This window comes from Micromonospora aridisoli (genome assembly GCF_056150025.1).
Genome location: NZ_JAXCFK010000009.1, coordinates 76,912 through 94,377 on the forward strand (window position 1 = coordinate 76,912; position 17,466 = coordinate 94,377).

12 protein-coding genes are annotated in these 17,466 nt (G+C 70.5%); 8 read left to right on the forward strand and 4 right to left on the reverse strand.

Annotated features, from left to right (window positions below; all coding sequences use genetic code 11):
• Positions 1-212: 212 nt before the first annotated feature.
• Positions 213-1,481 carry an APC family permease gene (locus SM447_RS19690; protein WP_474574297.1) on the reverse strand — a complete coding sequence of 423 codons (1,269 nt, stop codon included), beginning with the start codon at positions 1,479-1,481 and terminating at the stop codon, positions 213-215.
• Positions 1,482-1,551: 70 nt separating this feature from the next.
• On the opposite strand from SM447_RS19690, the gene SM447_RS19695 reads away from it, so the two are divergent.
• From SM447_RS19695 to SM447_RS19705, 3 genes are all read left to right on the forward strand, one after another.
• Positions 1,552-2,565: a GlxA family transcriptional regulator gene (locus tag SM447_RS19695; protein WP_474574298.1), complete on the forward strand. Its 1,014-nt coding sequence runs from the start codon at positions 1,552-1,554 to the stop codon at positions 2,563-2,565.
• 147 nt (positions 2,566-2,712) lie between these two features.
• Positions 2,713-3,555: an MBL fold metallo-hydrolase gene (locus tag SM447_RS19700; protein WP_474574299.1), complete on the forward strand. Its 843-nt coding sequence runs from the start codon at positions 2,713-2,715 to the stop codon at positions 3,553-3,555.
• 338 nt (positions 3,556-3,893) lie between these two features.
• On the forward strand, positions 3,894-7,262 hold the full coding sequence (locus tag SM447_RS19705; RefSeq protein ID WP_474574300.1) for an endo-1,4-beta-xylanase: 3,369 nt from the start codon (positions 3,894-3,896) through the stop codon (positions 7,260-7,262).
• A 110-nt stretch (positions 7,263-7,372) separates the two neighbouring features.
• Here the strand turns inward: SM447_RS19705 and SM447_RS19710 are convergent, their stop codons facing one another.
• A complete protein-coding gene (locus SM447_RS19710; RefSeq protein WP_474574301.1) occupies positions 7,373-8,392 on the reverse strand; it encodes a hypothetical protein in 1,020 nt (339 codons plus the stop codon).
• Positions 8,393-8,740: 348 nt separating this feature from the next.
• Between SM447_RS19710 and SM447_RS19715 the strand changes: the two genes are divergently transcribed.
• The 5 genes from SM447_RS19715 (at position 8,741) to SM447_RS19735 (ending at position 14,566) form a co-directional block, all read left to right on the forward strand.
• The gene (locus tag SM447_RS19715) at positions 8,741-9,772 is read left to right on the forward strand and encodes a LacI family DNA-binding transcriptional regulator (protein ID WP_474574302.1); all 1,032 of its coding nucleotides are present in this window, start codon (positions 8,741-8,743) and stop codon (positions 9,770-9,772) included.
• Between the two features lie 77 nt (positions 9,773-9,849).
• The gene (locus SM447_RS19720) at positions 9,850-11,475 is read left to right on the forward strand and encodes an FAD-dependent oxidoreductase (RefSeq protein WP_474574487.1); all 1,626 of its coding nucleotides are present in this window, start codon (positions 9,850-9,852) and stop codon (positions 11,473-11,475) included.
• A gap of 16 nt (positions 11,476-11,491) precedes the next feature.
• Positions 11,492-12,763, forward strand: coding sequence for an ABC transporter substrate-binding protein (locus tag SM447_RS19725; RefSeq protein WP_474574303.1), 1,272 nt, complete (start codon positions 11,492-11,494; stop codon positions 12,761-12,763).
• Between the two features lie 8 nt (positions 12,764-12,771).
• Positions 12,772-13,734 carry a carbohydrate ABC transporter permease gene (locus tag SM447_RS19730; protein WP_474574304.1) on the forward strand — a complete coding sequence of 321 codons (963 nt, stop codon included), beginning with the start codon at positions 12,772-12,774 and terminating at the stop codon, positions 13,732-13,734.
• The gene (locus SM447_RS19735; protein WP_474574305.1) at positions 13,724-14,566 is read left to right on the forward strand and encodes a carbohydrate ABC transporter permease; all 843 of its coding nucleotides are present in this window, start codon (positions 13,724-13,726) and stop codon (positions 14,564-14,566) included. The genes SM447_RS19730 and SM447_RS19735 overlap by 11 nt, the downstream gene beginning before the upstream one ends.
• Positions 14,567-14,684: 118 nt before the next feature.
• Here SM447_RS19735 and katG read toward each other — a convergent pair whose 3' ends face one another.
• Both katG and SM447_RS19745 read right to left on the reverse strand, forming a co-directional pair.
• The gene (gene katG / locus SM447_RS19740; RefSeq protein WP_474574306.1) at positions 14,685-16,961 is read right to left on the reverse strand and encodes a catalase/peroxidase HPI; all 2,277 of its coding nucleotides are present in this window, start codon (positions 16,959-16,961) and stop codon (positions 14,685-14,687) included.
• Entirely contained in the window at positions 16,958-17,413 is a 456-nt protein-coding gene (locus SM447_RS19745; protein WP_474574307.1) for a Fur family transcriptional regulator, read from the reverse strand. The genes katG and SM447_RS19745 overlap by 4 nt, the downstream gene beginning before the upstream one ends.
• Positions 17,414-17,466 lie beyond the last annotated feature (53 nt).

Here is a 17,466-nt window from a genome sequence, read left to right on the forward strand (position 1 = left end):
GGTCAGGCGGACAGGGCAACGACAGGACAGGCCGCCAGCGTGGCGGCGGGGCCACTCACCCCGAGATGTCGTCGTCCCCTGACAGCATGTCGCGCGCTCCTCGTTCCGCACCGCGCGGTTGATCCGCGGGGCCAGCCTACCAAGTGCCCCCGACCGGCACCGATCCGACGGCACGCCCGCCGAGCCCCGAACCCCGGCGGGCGTGTCGTCGATCAGGCGCGGACTCGGCCGCGCAGCCGGAGGTAGCCCAGGGCCGCCGCGGTCACCGCCAGCGGCCAGAGCAGATAGACGCCGGTCATCACCAGCAGCGAAAGCACCACACCGATGCTGGCCGCCGCGGCGTACCAGGCCCCACTGCGTCGGGGCAGCAGGCGCAGTGCCGCCGCGACACCGATCACGTACACGGTGATGAAGGAGCCGGTCGCCAGCAGCACCAGCGGGCGGGTGCCGAGGCCGGCGGCCAGCACCGCGGCCAGGGCGATGAACGCCAGGGCGGCGGTGACGGCGAGGCTGCGACGTGGCACCTCACCGGCCACGCTGCCTCGGGCGAGCCAGCCGGGCAACGCCCCGTCACGACCCAGCGCCGCGCCCAGCTTCGCCGCCCCGGCGTAGTAGACGTTCATGACGCCGAAGGTGAGCAGCAGCGCGGCACCGGCCGCCAGCCAGCGGGCGTCGCCGCCGAGCGCGACCGCGAACAACTCGCCCAGTGGTGCGGCGGAACCCGCCGCCGGGCCGAGCACTGCGACGGTGGCGAACGCCACCGCCAGATACAGCGCACCCACCACGACGACGGCGGCGGCGGTGGCCCTCGGCAGGTCCCGCGCCGGCCGGCGGAACTCCCCTGTGAGATGCGTGATCGCCTCCCAGCCGACGAAACTCCACATCAGCAGCGCGGCCGCCGGGCCGACGGCCGTCAGTCCGTGCGGTGCGAAGGGCGCGAGATTCCCGGCGGAGGCGTGCGGCAGCGACAGGAGCACCGCCAGCAGGAGGAAGGCGAGCAGCACTCCGGCGAGCGCGAGCTGCACCCGCCCGGCGAGTTGCACACCGCGGTGGTTGGTGACCGTCACCGCGGCCATCAGCAACCCAGCGGTGACGGCGACGGTGACCGTCCCGCCGCCGACCGCCGCCTCGACGTAGGCGGCACCGAACAGCGCCGCCGCCGATGCCCCCGGCGGCACCGCGAAGTAGAAGCACCAGCCGACGACGGCCGCCGCCCGCGGTCCGAAGGCCATTCGGGCGTACGTCGAGACGCCCCCCGCGTCGGGGTGGCGGGAACCGAGCGCGGCGAACGTCGCCGCCAGCGGGGCGGAGACGACCACCAGCAGCAGCCAGGCGAGCAGCGAGGCGGGACCGGCGATCTCGGCCGCCAGGGCGGGGAGCGCGATCACACCGGTACCCAGCACGGCGCCGACGTAGAGGGCGGCCCCCTGCGCGGCGGTCAGCCGCCCGCCGGTCACCGGAGAGGGGTGGGTCTGAGTCATGCGATCACGGTCGTCCGGAGCGGACTGCCGGAACAGCCGGATTGACGCCGAGCTGCGTTAGATTTCTGCCATGGGTTCCCACGTCGTCGCGGTGGCGGTGACCGACAACCTGCCGATCTTCGAACTGGCGGTCCCCCAGGAGGTGTTCGGCATTGACCGGCGCGACATCGTCGACCCGTGGTACGAGATGCGCCTGTGCGCCGCGGAGCCCGGGCCGCTGCGTACCACCGGTGGCGCCTGGCTCGACCCCCCGTACGGCCTGGAGGGCCTGGTCGGGGCCGACACCGTGCTGGTGCCCGGTTGTGCCCGGCCGACCCAGACCGATCCCCCGCCCGAGCTGATCGACGCGCTGCGCACGGCGTACGCGCGGGGCAGTCGCATCGTCGGCCTCTGCACCGGCGCGTACGCGATCGCCGCGGCCGGCCTGCTCGACGGCCGCCGAGCCACCACGCACTGGATGAACGCGCAGGACTTCGCCGGCCGGTTCCCGCTGGTCGACCTCGACCCTCGGGTGCTGTACGTGGCCGAGGACAACATCTTCACGTCGGCCGGCACGGCCGCCGCCATCGATCTGTGCCTGCACCTGGTACGGCAGGACCACGGTGCCTCGGTCGCCAACGAGGTGGCCCGGCGGATGGTGGTGGCTCCGCAGCGCGCCGCCGACCACACGCAGTATCCGGCGCCGCCGGTACGGGGAGTATCCCCGGACGACCTGAGCCCGGTCCTGGAGTGGGCGCGCGAGCGCCTCGACCGGCCCCTGTCGGTCAACGACCTGGCCCGCGCGGCCAACCTCAGTCCCCGTACCCTGGCCCGCCGGTTCCGTGACTCTCTCGGCACCACCCCCCTGCGGTGGCTGCTGGAGCAGCGGGTCCGATTGGCGCAGGAGTTGTTGGAGACCACCGAGGATCCGATCGAGCGGATCGCCCATCGCACCGGCTTCGGCAGCGGCGCCAACCTGCGCCAGCACTTCGGTCGGATCAGCGGGATGACACCGCAGAGCTACCGGCACGTCTTCCGCTACCGGGCCGGCGCGTCGACCCGACCCACGGTGGCGGAAGGCGCGGCCAGGCAGTCCGTCCGGTAGCGGCGGCGGTTCCACGTGACCGCACCGGCTCGGTGGCCGCTGGTCGCCCCCGCCGCGCACGCGTTTCGCCCCTCCGCGCCGGGGTATGCGCTCCGGTGATCCCGCCCTGCTCGCGGGCTGGATCCGACCGGTCAGCGGGAGGCCACCATGATGCCGGGACGCGATCCGATCGGCGAGGTCACGTTCGTGGGCACCGCCACCACCCTGCTGCGGCTCGGCGACTTCACGCTGCTCACCGATCCCAACTTCCTGCACGCCGGGCAGCGCGCCTACCTGGGCTACGGGTTGTTCTCCCGGCGTCTCACCGACCCGGCCATGCCCATCGACGCGCTGCCCGAGCTGGACGCGGTGGTCCTGTCCCACATGCACGGTGACCACTTCGACCGGGTGGCCCGGCACGGGCTGGCGAGAGACCTGCCCATCATCACGACACCGCCGGCCCGGCGCAGGTTGCATCGTTGGGGATTCTCCGCCGCGGACGGCCTGTCCACCTGGGAGAGTCGGGAGCTGCGGCGCGGCAGCCAGCGGCTGACCGTCACGGCGGTACCCGGCCATCACGGTCCGGGCCTCCTCGACCGTCTGCTGCCCGCCGTGATGGGTTCGATCATCGACCTGGAAGACGACGGGAAACGCCTGCTGCGCCTCTACATCACCGGCGACACCCTCTACCGCCCGGCGCTGGCCGAGATCCCGGCCCGTTTCCCCGACATCGACGCCATGCTGATCCACCTCGGCGGCACCCGCATTCTCGGCTTCCTCGTCACCATGAACGACCGGCAGGGCGTCGACCTGATGCGGCTGATCCAACCGGGCGTCACGGTGCCGATCCACTACGACGACTACCGGGTGTTCCGCTCGCCACTGCACGACTTCCTCGATCTCGCCTCCGCGCAGGGCCTACGTGCCGCGATCCGCACCATCCGACGCGGCGAAACCTGGCGTCTCCCCCTGGCGCAGGACGCCGACCCGGCCCGGCGCCGGTCAGCCTGACGCGGAGCGGAACGCGCCCTCGGCATCGTTATCGCCGCAATTCCGCGCCTTTTCGGGCGTTCGGGCTGGCCGCCCCCGACAGGACCGGACGGCCGCATCGACAACCGTCGGTGGAATCGGCGCGGCCGACATGCTGTTCGTCCTTCCGGCCAGCGCTTTCCACCGGGTCGCCGATCGCTGACCAGCCGGTAGTCGCCGGGCCGCGTCGCTACCGGAAACTTCCGGAAGTTCTGGTCACGGGGATGGTCTCGACATAACATGCACGCGCCTAAATCCGTTTCGTAGGCCCACGTCGAACACACCCCCGCCAGCACCCGATTCGCGTAAAGGGAATACCGATGCGCCTCTGGAACCTCTCCCATCGATCACGACTCCGGTCGCGAACAATCGCCGCCCTCTCCACGACCGCGCTCATCGCGGCCGTCGCCGTAGCGCCAGCACCGGCGGCCGCCGCGGAGGTCGTCCTTTCCAACGATTTCGAGTCCGGCTCGTACGCGCCGTGGGGGCCGCGCGGTGACGTGACCCTGGCCATCGCCGACGAGGGCCACGAGAGCGGCAGCAGCCTGTCGGTCACCGGCCGCACGGCGAACTGGCAGGGTCCGGCGACGAGCGCCACCGCGCTGTTCCGACCGGGTACCCAGTACTCGGTCACCGCCTGGGCGAAGCTCCCGGCCGGCACCGAGGGCACCGCCGGCGTGCACTTCACCGTCGAGGCCACCCCGGCCGGCGGCGGCGACAACACCTACACCTGGATCGGCGGCAACGTCCCCACCACCGCGGACGGCTGGGTGCGGATCGGCGGCGACTACACGCTTCCCGCCGGGCTCAGCTCCGCCACCCTCTACGTGGAGGCCGAGGGGAACACCCCGTTCCTCCTCGACGACGTTCTGATCACCGCGCCGGACGGCGGTCCCGGCGGACCGGATCCGGGCACCGTCGTCATCGACACCGACTTCGAGAACGGGCTGGACGGCTGGGGGCCGCGCGACGGCGGCCCGGGTGCCCCGACGATCGAGATCACCGACGTCGCGCACGGCGGCACGGCCGCGGCACTCGTCACCGACCGGGTCAACCAGGGTGCCGGCCTCGGTCGGGACGTCTCCGGCCTGTTCGAGGCGGGCGTGACCTACGAGCTCAACGCCTGGCTGCGGTTCGCCGAGGGCCAGCCGACCGACCAGATCTGGCTCAGCCTCTCCAGCACCTCCGGCGGCAGCCAGTCGTTCAGCACCCTCGCCCAGTTCGACACCATCAGCAACAGCGGCTGGACGGAGGTCACCGCCCGGTTCACCATGCCGGCCTCGGACGAGGCGTTCCTCTACTTCGAGACCCGCTGGCAGGGCGCGGACGTGCCCGGCAACACCAGCGACTTCCTGGTGGACGACATCGTGGTCCGGGTACCCGAACCGCCGGTCGTCGAGGACCTCACCGGCATCCACGAGACCACCGACTTCCCGGTCGGTGTGGCGATCGACGCCCGGGAGACGGTCGGCGGCGCCGCCGAGCTGCTGACCCGGCACTTCAACCAGGTCACCCACGAGAACCACATGAAGCCCGAGGCCTGGTACGACGACGAGCGCAACTTCCGTCCGCACGAGCAGGCGCTCACGGTGATGGACTTCGCCCGGGACAACGACCTGCGCGTCTACGGTCACGTGCTGGTGTGGCACAGCCAGACCCCGGACTGGTTCTTCCAGGACGCGAACGGGCAGCCGCTGACCACGTCCGCGGCGCACCAGCAGCTGCTGCGCGACCGGATGCGTACCCACATCTTCGGTGTCGCCGAGTCACTGGCGCAGCGGTACGGCCAGTTCGGCTCCCCCACCAACCCGCTGTACGCCTGGGACGTGGTCAACGAGGTCGTCAGCGACAGCGGTGAGTACGCCGACGGCCTGCGCCGCAGCGAGTGGTACCGGATCCTGGGCGAGAGCTTCATCGACCTGGCGTTCGAGTACGCGCACGAGGCGTTCAACGAGGTCCACGCCGTGGCCGGCAGCGACCCGGTCTCCCTGTTCATCAACGACTACAACACCGAGCAGAGCGGCAAGCAGGCCCGCTACCGGGCACTGGTGCAGCGGCTGCTCGACCGCGACGTCCCGATCGACGGGGTGGGCCACCAGTTCCACGTCTCGCTGGCCACGCCGGTCAGCAGCCTGGAGAGCACGTTGGAGGCTTTCGCGGAGCTGCCCCTGACCCAGGCGGTCACCGAACTCGACGTCACCACCGGCACTCCGGTGACCCAGGCGCGGCTGATCGAGCAGGGCTACTACTACCGCGACGCCTTCCGGATCTTCCGGGAGCACAGCGACGACCTGTTCGCCGTCACGGTCTGGGGTCTCACCGACGGACGCTCGTGGCGCTCGGCAAACGCGCCGCTGCTGTTCGACGACAACCTGCGGGCCAAGCCCGCCTACCACGGTGCGGTCGACGGCGAGCTGCCGGCCCGGCTGCGTACCGCCAACGTCTTCGCCGGCGACGTGGCCCTCACGGCCGCCGCGCCGAAGGACCTGACCTGGCGGAAGCTGCCGCTGCACGCGATCGAGGACACGGCACGGTTCCAGCTGCGTTGGGCACCGGATCACCTGACCGCGTACGTCACGGTCGACGACGCCTCGGTCTCCGACAACGACCGGGTCACCTTCGCCCTGGGCGGCGAGACCTACCGGGTCTCCCGCGACGGCAGCGGCGACGTGCCGGCCGTGGCGTCCGAGCGGGACGGCGGCTACCACCTGGTCGCCCACCTGCCGCTGGCCGGTGCCGCCGAGGGCGACACGCTCACCCTCGACGTGCGGGTCACCGACAACGGCACCACGTCCGGCTGGAACACCCCGGGTGCGGTCGGCACCCTGAGCCTCGTTGAGGAGCTGTCGTACCTGGAGGTCCGCGAGGCGGCCACCGCCCCGGTCATCGACGGCACCGTGGACGCCGTCTGGGCCCAGGCCGGATCGGTCACCACCGCCAAGCAGGTCTCCGGCACCGACGGCGCGACCGCGAACGTCCGTACCCTCTGGCGGGGTCAGACGCTCTACGTGCTGGCCGAGGTCACCGACCCGGTGGTGGACGTCTCCGGTTCCGACCCGTGGACCCAGGACTCGGTGGAGATCTACGTCGACGCCGGCAACGCCAAGAACGGCCCCTACCGCTACGACGACACCCAGATCCGGATCAACGCCGACAACGTGGTGTCGTTCGGCACCGGCGACGAGGCGTTCCAGGCGGGCCGGCTGGAGAGTGCAGCGGTGCGTACCGGGACCGGCTACACCGTCGAGGCGGCGATCAGCCTGCTCGAGTACGGCGGCCTCGGCACGTTCCACGGCCTGGACTTCCAGGTCAACGACGCGTCCGACGGCACCCGCACGTCGATCCGGAACTGGGCCGAGCAGAACGGCGAGGGCTACCAGACCACCGCCCGCTGGGGGGTGGGTCGCCTGGTGGCCGGCTCCAACGTGGAGATCACAATGACCCGGATCGCCCGCTGGAACTCCGACAGCGGCGGTGGTTACTGCGCCACCATCACCGCCACCAACAGGGGCGACAAGGCGGTCGAGTGGACCGCCGTGGTCGACATCGAGGGTGCCATCTACGACGCGTGGAACTTCAAGCGGGAACGGCTGGCCGACGGCAGCTACCGGATCAGGGGTGTCGACTGGAACCGCACCCTGGCCGCCGGCGCCAGCACCTTCAGCATCGGGTACTGCGCCAACCTGTGACACCCGGTCGACCGGCCAGCCCGACAGGGCGTCGCCGGTGATGTGAACCGGTGGCGGTCGGTGTCCTCGACGGACGGCGACCGCCACCGGCCTTCGGGGGTCCGTCCCGGTCAGACGGCGCGGGCGACGCAGATGCGGGCGTTGAGCCGGGGACCGGCCTCGTAGATCATGTACGAGACGCCGCCGTCGGTGCCGAACGCGGGGGCGGCGACCCGACCGTTGTCCGAGGCGATCGGGGCGTGGAACACCCCGAGATGCACCTCCCGGTCGAAGTTGTTGCCGACCTCGGTGAGCCGGATCCGGCCGTCATTGCCGTGGTAGGCCACGTAGCTGGTGCCGTTGCGCTTGAGCAGGTGCGGGCTGGAGATGTCGGTCAGCCCGTCACCGGCAGGTGAGATCAGCGGGTTCGGGGCGAACTGCCACTGGTCCCAGCCGTTCGGCGACCAACCCCAGAAGATCTTGCGGGTGCCGGGGCCGACGGTGTGCGCGCCCATGAAGAGCATGACGTACCTGTTGTTCTTCCCGGCGACCTGGTGCTCGAAGACCCGGGCGTACGAGGTCTCGGTGGTGTTCGGCACCAGCCTCGTGCTCAGGATCGGCGTCTCGTTGGTGAAGGTGATGCCGTCGCGGGACCGGGCCACCCGGGTGGTGGTGTTCTCCCCGTGGAAGTAGAGGAAGAACTCCTTGGTAGGGGCGTTCCACACCACGTGCGGCGAGGAGACGTGGCTGACCGTGGTGGTGGGCAGCACCCGGTCGATGATGGGATTCCCGGGGTACTCGGTGTAGGGGCCTTCGAGCCGGTCGGCGTAGGCCAGGCAGATGCCGCCGGGCGCGTCGTGCGGGGCGTAGTAGAGGTAGTAGCGCCCCCGGGCTCCGGAGATCTTGTCATAGACCCCGCGCACGCAGGGGAAGATCATCTCGCCCGTGGGGTTGTAGTTCAACGGTCCGGCAAAGGCGTCGCGGACGTACCGGTAGCTGGGAAATCCGGCCGGGCCGGCGAGGGCGGGGCCGGCGGCGAGGGTACCGCCGAGCACGGTACCGGCGGCCGTGGCAGTGCCGATCAGCGTTGCGCCGCGCAGCAGGCCACGGCGACTCACCGCGGCAGCCCGGGGCAGGGGTAGATCGTTCATGGGGTCTCCGATCGTGAGGGACGCTCGTCGATGGCGGAGCTGGGGATGGTGGCGAAGCCGTGCGGCCGCGTGGGTGCGGCGGGACGGTGGTGGCACAGCTCGGCGTCACCGGCAACCATTACTGCTGGTGACCGTGCGTGAGATCGGGCTCCACCAGGGAGCAGGCCTTGTGATCGATGAGTCTGCGGTCGACGACGAACCAACGTCAAGAGACTAATACGAATTATCAAGGCCGAAAGCCGGAGAAGTTTTCCGCCGTCGGGGGTTGACGACCGGCCGCGAGGGGTCGCAGGATTTCACACCAACGTAGCTAATGCGTATTAGCGCAGTAACGAATGGACACTCACAGTGACCGGATCGCGCAGGCGGGTGACCCAGCAGGACATCGCCCGGATGACCGGCGTCAGCCAGGCCACCGTCTCCCTGGTGCTCAACGGCCGTGACGACGGCAGCGTCCGGATCGCTCCGGAGACCCGGGAACGGGTGCTGCACGCGATCCGGAGCACCGGATACGTCGCCGACCCCGTGGCCCGGCGGCTCGCCGCCCGGCACAACCGGATCCTCGGCGTGTTCACCTACGAGCCGGTCTTCCCGGCCGGCACCGGCGACTTCTACCACCCGTTCCTGGTCGGCATCGAGGAGTCCGCCGAGCGCCTCGGCTGTGACCTGCTGCTGCTCACCAGCGCCCCGGTCACCGACGGTCGGCGCCGCATCTTCCACGACGACAACCGGCTACGGCTGGCTGACGGCTGTGTTCTGCTGGGTCGTTCGCTCGACCGCGACGAACTGGGCCGGCTGGTCGCCGAGGGGCATCCGTTCGTGTCGGTCGGCCGTCGGGACGACGCGGGCGGACCGGTGCCGTACGTCGGCGCGGACTACTCGGCGGCCACCGCCGACGTCGTCCGGCGGGCCCTCGACACCGGCCACACCTCGCTCGCGTACCTGGGCCAGGGGGCTGGCCCCGAGTCACACGCCGACCGGTTCGCCGGCTACCGATCCACCCTCGACGCGGCCGGACTGCCGGCACGGCACGAATCCACCGATCGTTCCCCCGCCGAGCTGCTCGACGCGCTGCTCGATGCCGGGGTCACCGCCGTGGTGGTCGAGGAGTACGCCGACGGCGTCGCCCTCGCCGCGGTGGCCCGCCAGCGGGGCCTGAGCGTGCCCGCCGACCTGTCCATCCTGGCCCTGGGTGATCCGACCCGGCCGACGACCAGCGACCTCGAATTCACCGGCTTCCGGATCCCCCGCCGCGAGATGGGATGGCAGGCCGTCGAGGTGCTCACCGGGCTGCTCGCCGCGGTGCCGGGCACGGTGACCCAGCGGCTGCTGCCATGCCAACCGGTCGACGGCGCCACCCTCCTCCCGCCCCGACCCTGACCAGCCTCCCCCGATTCGTCACGCCTCCCACCCGGCGGCTCGGCGACCAACCCCGGAAAGGACCGACCGTGCCCGAGATGCAGGCCGAAGTACTGATCGTCGGCGGTGGGCTCGGTGGCGTGGCCGCCGCCCTCGCCGCGCTGCGCGCCGGCCGCAGCGTGCTGCTGACCGAGGAGTACGACTGGCTCGGCGGGCAGCTCACCAGCCAGGCGGTGCCGCCGGACGAACACTCCTGGGTGGAGCACTTCGGGGTCACCGCCAGCTACCGGGCCCTGCGCGACGGCATCCGGGAGCACTACCGACGCTGGTATCCGCTGACCGACCGGGCCCGGCGTGCCACCGCGCTGAACCCGGGGGCCGGGCACGTGAGCCGGCTCTGCCACGAACCCCGAGTCGCGGTGGCGGTCCTGGAGGCGATGCTGGCGCCGTACCGAGGGTCGGGTCGGCTGCGGGTGCTCCAGCCGTACCGGCCGGTGGCGGCCGACACCGACGGCGACCGCGTCACCGGCGTGACCCTGGCCCACCGGCACACCGGTGAGCGGGTGCACCTCATCGCGCCGTACGTCCTGGACGCCACCGAGACCGGCGAACTGCTGCCGTTGACCGGCACCGAGTACGTCACCGGCTTCGAGTCGCGCGCCGACACCGGTGAGCCGAGTGCGCCGGAGCAGGCACAGCCGACCAACATGCAGGCGGTGTCGGTGTGTTTCGCGGTCGACCACGTCGACGGCGACCACACCATCGACAAGCCGGCGGCGTACGACTTCTGGCGGGCGTACCGGCCCCCGTTCTGGGGCGACCGGATGCTGTCGTTCCGCTCCCCCAACCCGCGCACCCTGGAGATCTCCGAACGCAGCTTCACCCCCAACCCGGACGACGATCCCTGGCTCGTCCAGGCCGACCAGCGGGTCAACCCCGGCGACGGGAACCTGTGGACGTTCCGGCGGATCGCCGCCCGGCGCAACTTCACGCCCGGTGCGTACGACAGCGACATCTGCCTGGTCAACTGGCCGATGATCGACTACTTCGAACAGCCGGTGATCGACGTACCCGATCCGGACGCCGGGATCGCCGCGGCCCGGGAGCTGTCCCTGTCGGTGCTGTACTGGCTGCAGACCGAGGCACCTCGCACCGACGGCGGCACCGGCTTTCCCGGGCTGCGCCTGCGCGGCGACATCACCGGAAACGGCATCGCCGCCTCCGGCGGGGACGTCACCCACAGCGGCCTGGCCCAGGCGCCCTACATCCGTGAGTCGCGCCGCATCCGTGCCGAGTACACCGTCGTCGAGCAGGACCTGTCGCTGGAGATCCGGGGCGACAAGGGCGCGGTCGGCTACGCCGACTCGGTCGGCGTCGGGATGTACCGCATCGACCTGCACCCCTCCACCGGTGGCGACAACTACATCGACGTGGCCTCCTGCCCGTTCGAGATCCCACTCGGCGCCCTGATCCCCCGGCGGGTGGAGAACCTGCTGCCCGCCGGCAAGAACATCGGCACCACGCACATCACCAACGGCTCCTACCGGCTGCATCCCGTGGAGTGGAACGTCGGCGAGGTCGCCGGCACGCTCGCGGACTTCTGCCTGGCCCGGCGGGTCACCCCCCGCGCGGTGCGCTACACCCCCGGCCTGCTGGCCGACTTCCAGAACCGCCTCGCCGACTCCGGTGTCGAGCTGCGCTGGCCCGACATCGCCGGCTACTGAGGAAGGACATACATCGATGAGGAACCGGTTGACGGCCGTCGTCGCGATCACCGCGCTGCTCGGCCTGACGGCCTGCGGCGGCGACTCCGCCGAGTCCGACGGCCCGGTCACGCTGCGGATGACCACCTGGTCGGCGAACGAGGCCCACCTGCAGCTGTTCAACGAGATCGCCGCCGAGTACGCCGCGACCAATCCGGAGGTCGCCGAGGTCACCTTCGACCCGATCCCGTTCGAGAACTACACCACCACGCTCACCACCCAGATCGCCGGCGGTAACCCGCCCGATCTGGCCTGGATACTGGAGAACTCCGCTCCCGACTTCGTCAACTCCGGGGCCCTGGTTCCGCTCGACGACACCCTCAGGGGCACCGAGGGGTACGGCTTCGACGAACTGACCCCGTCCGCGACGAAGCTGTGGCAGGCCGACGGCAAGCTGTACGCGTACCCCTTCTCCACCTCGCCGTTCGGGGTGTTCGTCAACACCGACCTGGTGCAGACGTCCGGCGCCCAGAGCCCGGCCGAGTTGATCGCCGCCGGCCGCTGGAACTGGCAGAACGCGCTTGCCACCGCCGCTGCGGTGCAGGCGGAGACCGGCAAGGCCGGTCTGGTGGTACGCGACTTCGACTACAAGGGCTGGGACTTCCTGTCCACCGTGTGGACCGGTTGGGGCGCGCGTGCGTGGAGCGAGGACGGCCGGACCTGCGGTTTCAACTCCGCCGAGATGGTCGAGGCGATGACCGTCCTGCACCGGGGAATCTTCGTCGACAAGGCGCTGCCCGGGCCGGGCACCACCGCGGACTTCTTCGCCGGCGACGCCGGCATGACCATCACCCAGATATCCCGCGCGTCTCTGCTGGAGGGGCAGAAGTTCGGCTGGGACCTGGTACCGCTGCCCGCCGGGCCGAAGGGCGAGTACGCGGTGATCGGCCAGGGCGGCATGGGCGTGCTCAGGCAGGGCCGCCACGCCGAGGCCGCCGCCGAGTTCCTGGCGTACCTGACCAACCCCACCAACTCGGCCAGGCTGGCCCAGTTCTTCCCGCCGCCGCGCACCTCGCTGCTCACCGCCGACACCCTCGCGAAGACCAACCCGCTGCTGAGCCCGGAGCAGTTGCAGGAGGTCGTGATCGACGGAATCGCCGAGGGGGTGGTCAAGCCCAGCCACACCGGTCAGGCCGAGCTCAACCAGGCGGTCCGGGCCGCGCTGGACCCGCTGTGGCGGGCGGACGCGGACGTCCGGGGCGTACTCGACGGTGTGTGCACCGCGATCAACCCGCTGCTGGCGAAGTAGGACTCTCGATGTCGGTCCTGACCAGGGACACCGTGGGGCGGGCCGGTGGCCGGTCCGCCCCCGGCGGGGCCACCCCACGGCGGCGCGGCTGGTGGACGACCCGCCGCCGCGACCAGCTCGCCGGGCTGCTCTTCGTCGCCCCGCAACTCGCCGGCTCGGTGCTGTTCGTGCTGATCCCGCTCGGGCTGGTCTTCTGGTACAGCCTGCACGAGTGGAACGTGCTCGCCGGCACCTTCGAGTTCGTCGGCGCGGGCAACTACCAGGCCATGGCCGACGACCCGAACCTGCCGTCGGTGCTGCGGGTCACCGCGTTCTTCTCGGTCGGGCTGGTGGTGTTCAACCTCGGCCTCGCCCTGCTCCTGGCGGTGCTGCTCAACCAGCGACTACGCGGCACCGTCGTGTTCCGGACGCTGTTCTTCTCCCCGGTCGTGGTCTCGCTGGTTGCCTGGACCATCGTGTGGGGGTTCCTGCTTCAGGACAACGGCGGCGTGAACGGGGCGCTGGAGGCGGCCGGCGTGGACGGACCGAACTGGCTGCGCGGCGACTGGACCGCACTGCTGTCGGTGATCGTGGTTCAGGTGGTCAAGAACGTCGGCCTGAACATGGTGCTGTTCCTGGCCGCCCTCCAGGGCGTGCCGGCCGAGCTGTACGAAGCCGCCCGGGTCGAGGGGGCGAACGCCTGGACCCGGTTCCGCCGGATCACCGTCCCACTGATCAGCCCGACCATCCTGCTCACCTCGATCATCACCGTGGTCGGGTCGTTGCAGGTGTTCGCCCAGATCGCCGTGCTCACCCAGGGCGGTCCGGGCACCTCGACCACGGTGCTCGTCTACTACCTCTACCAGCGGGCGTTCCAGTTCCACCAGTTCGGTTACGGGGCCACGCTGTCGGTTCTGCTCTTCCTGATCGTGCTGGTGCTCACCGTCGTGCAGTGGCGGATGCGCAGGAGGTGGGTGTTCCATGAACAGTAGGCTCTCCGCCCGGGCCAGGGTCGCTCTCTACGGCACGCTCTGCCTGCTCGCCGTACCGTTCGTCTTTCCCACTTGGTGGATGGTCACCTCGTCGGTGAAACCGGTCGGTGACATCTTCGCCTTTCCGCCGTCGCTGATCCCGTCCGAGGCCAGCCTCTCGGCGTACCGGCGGGTCTTCGAGCTGCAACCGTTCGCCCAGCAGTACCTCAACAGCGGATACATCGCGGCCGCGGTCACCGTCGGCACCCTGGCGGTCTCGTCGCTGGCCGGGTACGCCTTCGCCCGGATCCGTTTCCGGGGCCAGCAGGTGCTGTTCGTGGTGGTGCTGGTCGGGCTGCTCATTCCCAGCGAGGTGACCATCGTCCCGCTGTTCCGGATGTTCAACTCCTGGGGCATGGTGGACACCCACTGGCCGCTGATCCTGGTGCCGATCCTCGGCGCGCCGAGCGTGCTGGCCACCTTCATCATGCGGCAGTTCTTCATCACCCTCCCCGGTGAGCTGGAGGAGGCGGCCCGGGTGGACGGGCTCGGCCGGTTCGCCACCTTCTGGCGCATCGCGTTGCCGCTGGCCCGGCCGGCGCTCGGGGCGGTGGCGATCTTCACCTTCCTGCACAGCTGGAACCTCTACCTGGAGCCGATCGTCTTCCTCTCCACTCCGGAGAAGTTCACCCTGCCGCAGGCACTCACCCAGTTCGTCGACGCGTACGGCGGGCCGATGTGGGACGTACAGCTCTCGGCGGCGTCGATGACCGCCTTACCCATCCTGGTGATCTTCGTGATCGCGCAGCGGCAGTTCATCGAGGGTCTGGCCCACACCGGACTGAAGGGCTGAGCGCGGCTCCTCGGCGCGGAGGTCCGAAACCGCGGGGCCGGGCCGTGCCCCGGTCCGAAGCGGGACGGGCCCCGGCCGACCGTTGCTGATCGGCCGGGGCCCGTCCGGGTCTGTCGAATCAGGCGAGGTCGAACCGGTCGAGTTCCATCACCTTGGTCCAGGCCGCCACGAAGTCGGCGACGAACTTGTCGCGGGCGTCGTCGCTGGCGTAGACCTCGGCGAGCGCCCGGAGCTGCGAGTTTGAACCGAAGATGAGGTCGACCGCGGTGGCGGTCCACTTCACCTCGTCGGTGGCCAGGTCGCGGATCTCGTACACGTGCTCGTCGGACTCCGACGCCTTCCACCGCGTACCCGGGGAGAGCAGGTTGCTGAAGAAGTCGTTGGTCAGCACGCCGGGCCGGTCGGTGAGCACGCCGTGCCGGCTGCCGCCGACGTTGGCGCCGAGGGAGCGCAGGCCGCCGACGAGGACGGTCATCTCGGGCGCGGTCAGGTTGAGCATGTAGGCACGGTCGACGAGCAGCACCTCCGGCTGGGTCTTCTCGCCGGCCCGCAGGTAGTTGCGGAACCCGTCGGCGCGCGGCTCCAGGACCCGGAACGACTCGACGTCGGTCTGCTCCTGGGTGGCGTCGGTGCGACCCGGGTGGAACGGGACCGTGATCTTCACACCGGCGTCCCGCGCCGCCTTCTCGACGGCCGCCGATCCGGCCAGCACGATCAGATCCGCGAGGGAGATCTTCGCCCCGCCGGCCGAGTTGAACTCCTGCTGGATGCCCTCCAGGGTGCTCAGCACGGTGGCGAGCTGCTCCGGCTGGTTGACCTCCCAGCTGCGCTGCGGCTCGAGGCGGATCCGGGCCCCGTTGGCACCGCCGCGCTTGTCGGTGTACCGGAAGCTCGCGGCCGACGCCCAGGCGGTGCTGACCAGCTGGGCGGTCGTGAGGCCGGACTCCAGGACCTTCTCCTTCAGCCCGGCGATGTCGGCCTCGTCCACCAGCTCGTGGTCGACGGCCGGCACCGGGTCCTGCCACAGCTGGGGCTCGGGAACCCAGGGACCGAGGAACCGGCTGACCGGGCCCATGTCGCGGTGCAGGAGCTTGTACCACGCCTTGGCGAAGGCGAGCGCGAACTCGTCGGGGTTCTCCAGGAACCGACGGGAGATCTTCTCGTAGGCCGGGTCGACGCGCAGCGACAGGTCGGTCGTGAGCATCGTCGGCTTGTGCTTCTTCGACGGGTCGTGGGCGTCCGGGATGATCGCCTCGGCGTCCTTGGCGACCCACTGCTTGGCTCCGCCGGGGCTGGTGGTGAGCTCCCACTCGTACCCGAAGAGGATCTCGAAGAAGCGGTTGCTCCACTGCGTCGGCCGGTCGGTCCAGGTGACCTCGAGACCGCTGGTGATCGTGTCGGCGCCCTTGCCGCTGCCGTACGTGCTCAGCCAGCCCAGGCCCTGTGCCTCCAGCGGCGCGCCCTCGGGCTCCGGGCCCACGTGGTTGTCGGCGACACCGGCGCCGTGCGTCTTGCCGAAGGTGTGGCCACCGGCGATGAGCGCGACGGTCTCCTCGTCGTTCATCGCCATCCGGGCGAAGGTCTCCCGGATGAAGTGCGCCGCCGCGAGCGGGTCGGCGTTGCCACGGGGCCCCTCGGGGTTGACGTAGATCAGACCCATCTCCGTCGCGCCGACGTCCTGCGACATCTCCTTCTCGGAGACGTAACGCTCGTCACCGAGCCAGGTGTCCTCCGGACCCCAGAAGATCTCCTCGGGCTCCCAGACGTCCTCCCGGCCGAAGCCGAAGCCGAAGGTCTTGAAGCCCATCGACTCCAGGGCCACGTTGCCGGCGAGCACCAGCAGGTCGGCCCAGGAGATCTTCTGGCCGTACTTCTGCTTCACCGGCCACAGCAGGCGGCGGGCCTTGTCGAGGTTGGCGTTGTCCGGCCAGCTGTTCAGCGGGGCGAAGCGCTGACCGCCGTCACCGGCACCGCCCCGACCGTCGTGGATGCGGTAGGTGCCGGCGGCGTGCCAGCTCATGCGGATCATGAGACCGCCGTAGTGACCGAAGTCGGCCGGCCACCAGTCCTGCGAGGTGGTGAGGACCTCGGTGATGTCCCGCTTCAACGCCTCGACGTCGAGCTTGGCGAACTCCTTGGCGTAGCTGAAGTCCTCGCCGAGCGGGTCGCCCTTCGAGGAGTGGGCGTGCAGCACCGACAGGTCGAGCTGGTTGGGCCACCAGTCCCGGTTCGTACGCGGACGACCGCCGGTCTTCGGCGTCGGCGAGTCGATCGCCGGGTTCTCGCTCTCGCTGCCGTGGGCGGTAACGGAGTCGTGCGCGACCGGGCAGCCAGCCGCCGCCTTCTTGTCCACGCCCTGGGCGCTGGCTGGGGCCTCGTGCTCTGCGTTGCTCAATGTGCTTCCTTCCGACCTGGCGGTTCACTGGTGGTGCGGACGGTCGCGCAGTCGGGGCAGGTGCCCCAGTAGACGACCTCCGCCTCGTCGACCACGAACCCGTGGTCGTCGGAGGCGGTGAGACAGGGGGCGAAGCCGACGGCGCAGTCCACGTCGGCGATGACGCCGCAGGAACGGCAGACGACATGATGGTGGTTGTCCCCCACCCGGGACTCGTAGCGGGCGATCGCTCCGGCGGGCTGGATGCGCCGCACCAGACCGGCGTCGGTGAGCGCCCGCAGCACATCGTAGATCGCCTGGTGGGACACCGTGGGATGATCGGCGCGGACCAGCCGGATCACGGTGTCGGTGTCGACGTGCGGGTGGTCGCGCAGCGCCGCGAGCACCGCCAACCGGGGTCGGGTCACGCGCAACGAGACCGCCCGCAGCTGCGCCTCGAAGTCCGCCGTCATGCCGACGAACCTACTCCACTGTTCTGGAATGAATCAAGTTTTTGCGGATGTGG

Excerpts from the sequence above, each read along its gene's own strand:
- SM447_RS19690 (WP_474574297.1), bottom strand. The coding sequence starts at position 1,481 with ATGACTCAGACCCACCCCTCTCCGGTGACCGGCGGGCGGCTGACCGCC.
- SM447_RS19695 (WP_474574298.1), top strand. The coding sequence starts at position 1,552 with ATGGGTTCCCACGTCGTCGCGGTGGCGGTGACCGACAACCTGCCGATC.
- SM447_RS19700 (WP_474574299.1), top strand. The coding sequence starts at position 2,713 with ATGATGCCGGGACGCGATCCGATCGGCGAGGTCACGTTCGTGGGCACC.
- SM447_RS19705 (WP_474574300.1), top strand. The coding sequence starts at position 3,894 with ATGCGCCTCTGGAACCTCTCCCATCGATCACGACTCCGGTCGCGAACA.
- SM447_RS19710 (WP_474574301.1), bottom strand. The coding sequence starts at position 8,392 with ATGAACGATCTACCCCTGCCCCGGGCTGCCGCGGTGAGTCGCCGTGGC.
- SM447_RS19720 (WP_474574487.1), top strand. The coding sequence starts at position 9,850 with ATGCAGGCCGAAGTACTGATCGTCGGCGGTGGGCTCGGTGGCGTGGCC.
- SM447_RS19725 (WP_474574303.1), top strand. The coding sequence starts at position 11,492 with ATGAGGAACCGGTTGACGGCCGTCGTCGCGATCACCGCGCTGCTCGGC.
- SM447_RS19730 (WP_474574304.1), top strand. The coding sequence starts at position 12,772 with ATGTCGGTCCTGACCAGGGACACCGTGGGGCGGGCCGGTGGCCGGTCC.
- SM447_RS19735 (WP_474574305.1), top strand. The coding sequence starts at position 13,724 with ATGAACAGTAGGCTCTCCGCCCGGGCCAGGGTCGCTCTCTACGGCACG.
- SM447_RS19745 (WP_474574307.1), bottom strand. The coding sequence starts at position 17,413 with ATGACGGCGGACTTCGAGGCGCAGCTGCGGGCGGTCTCGTTGCGCGTG.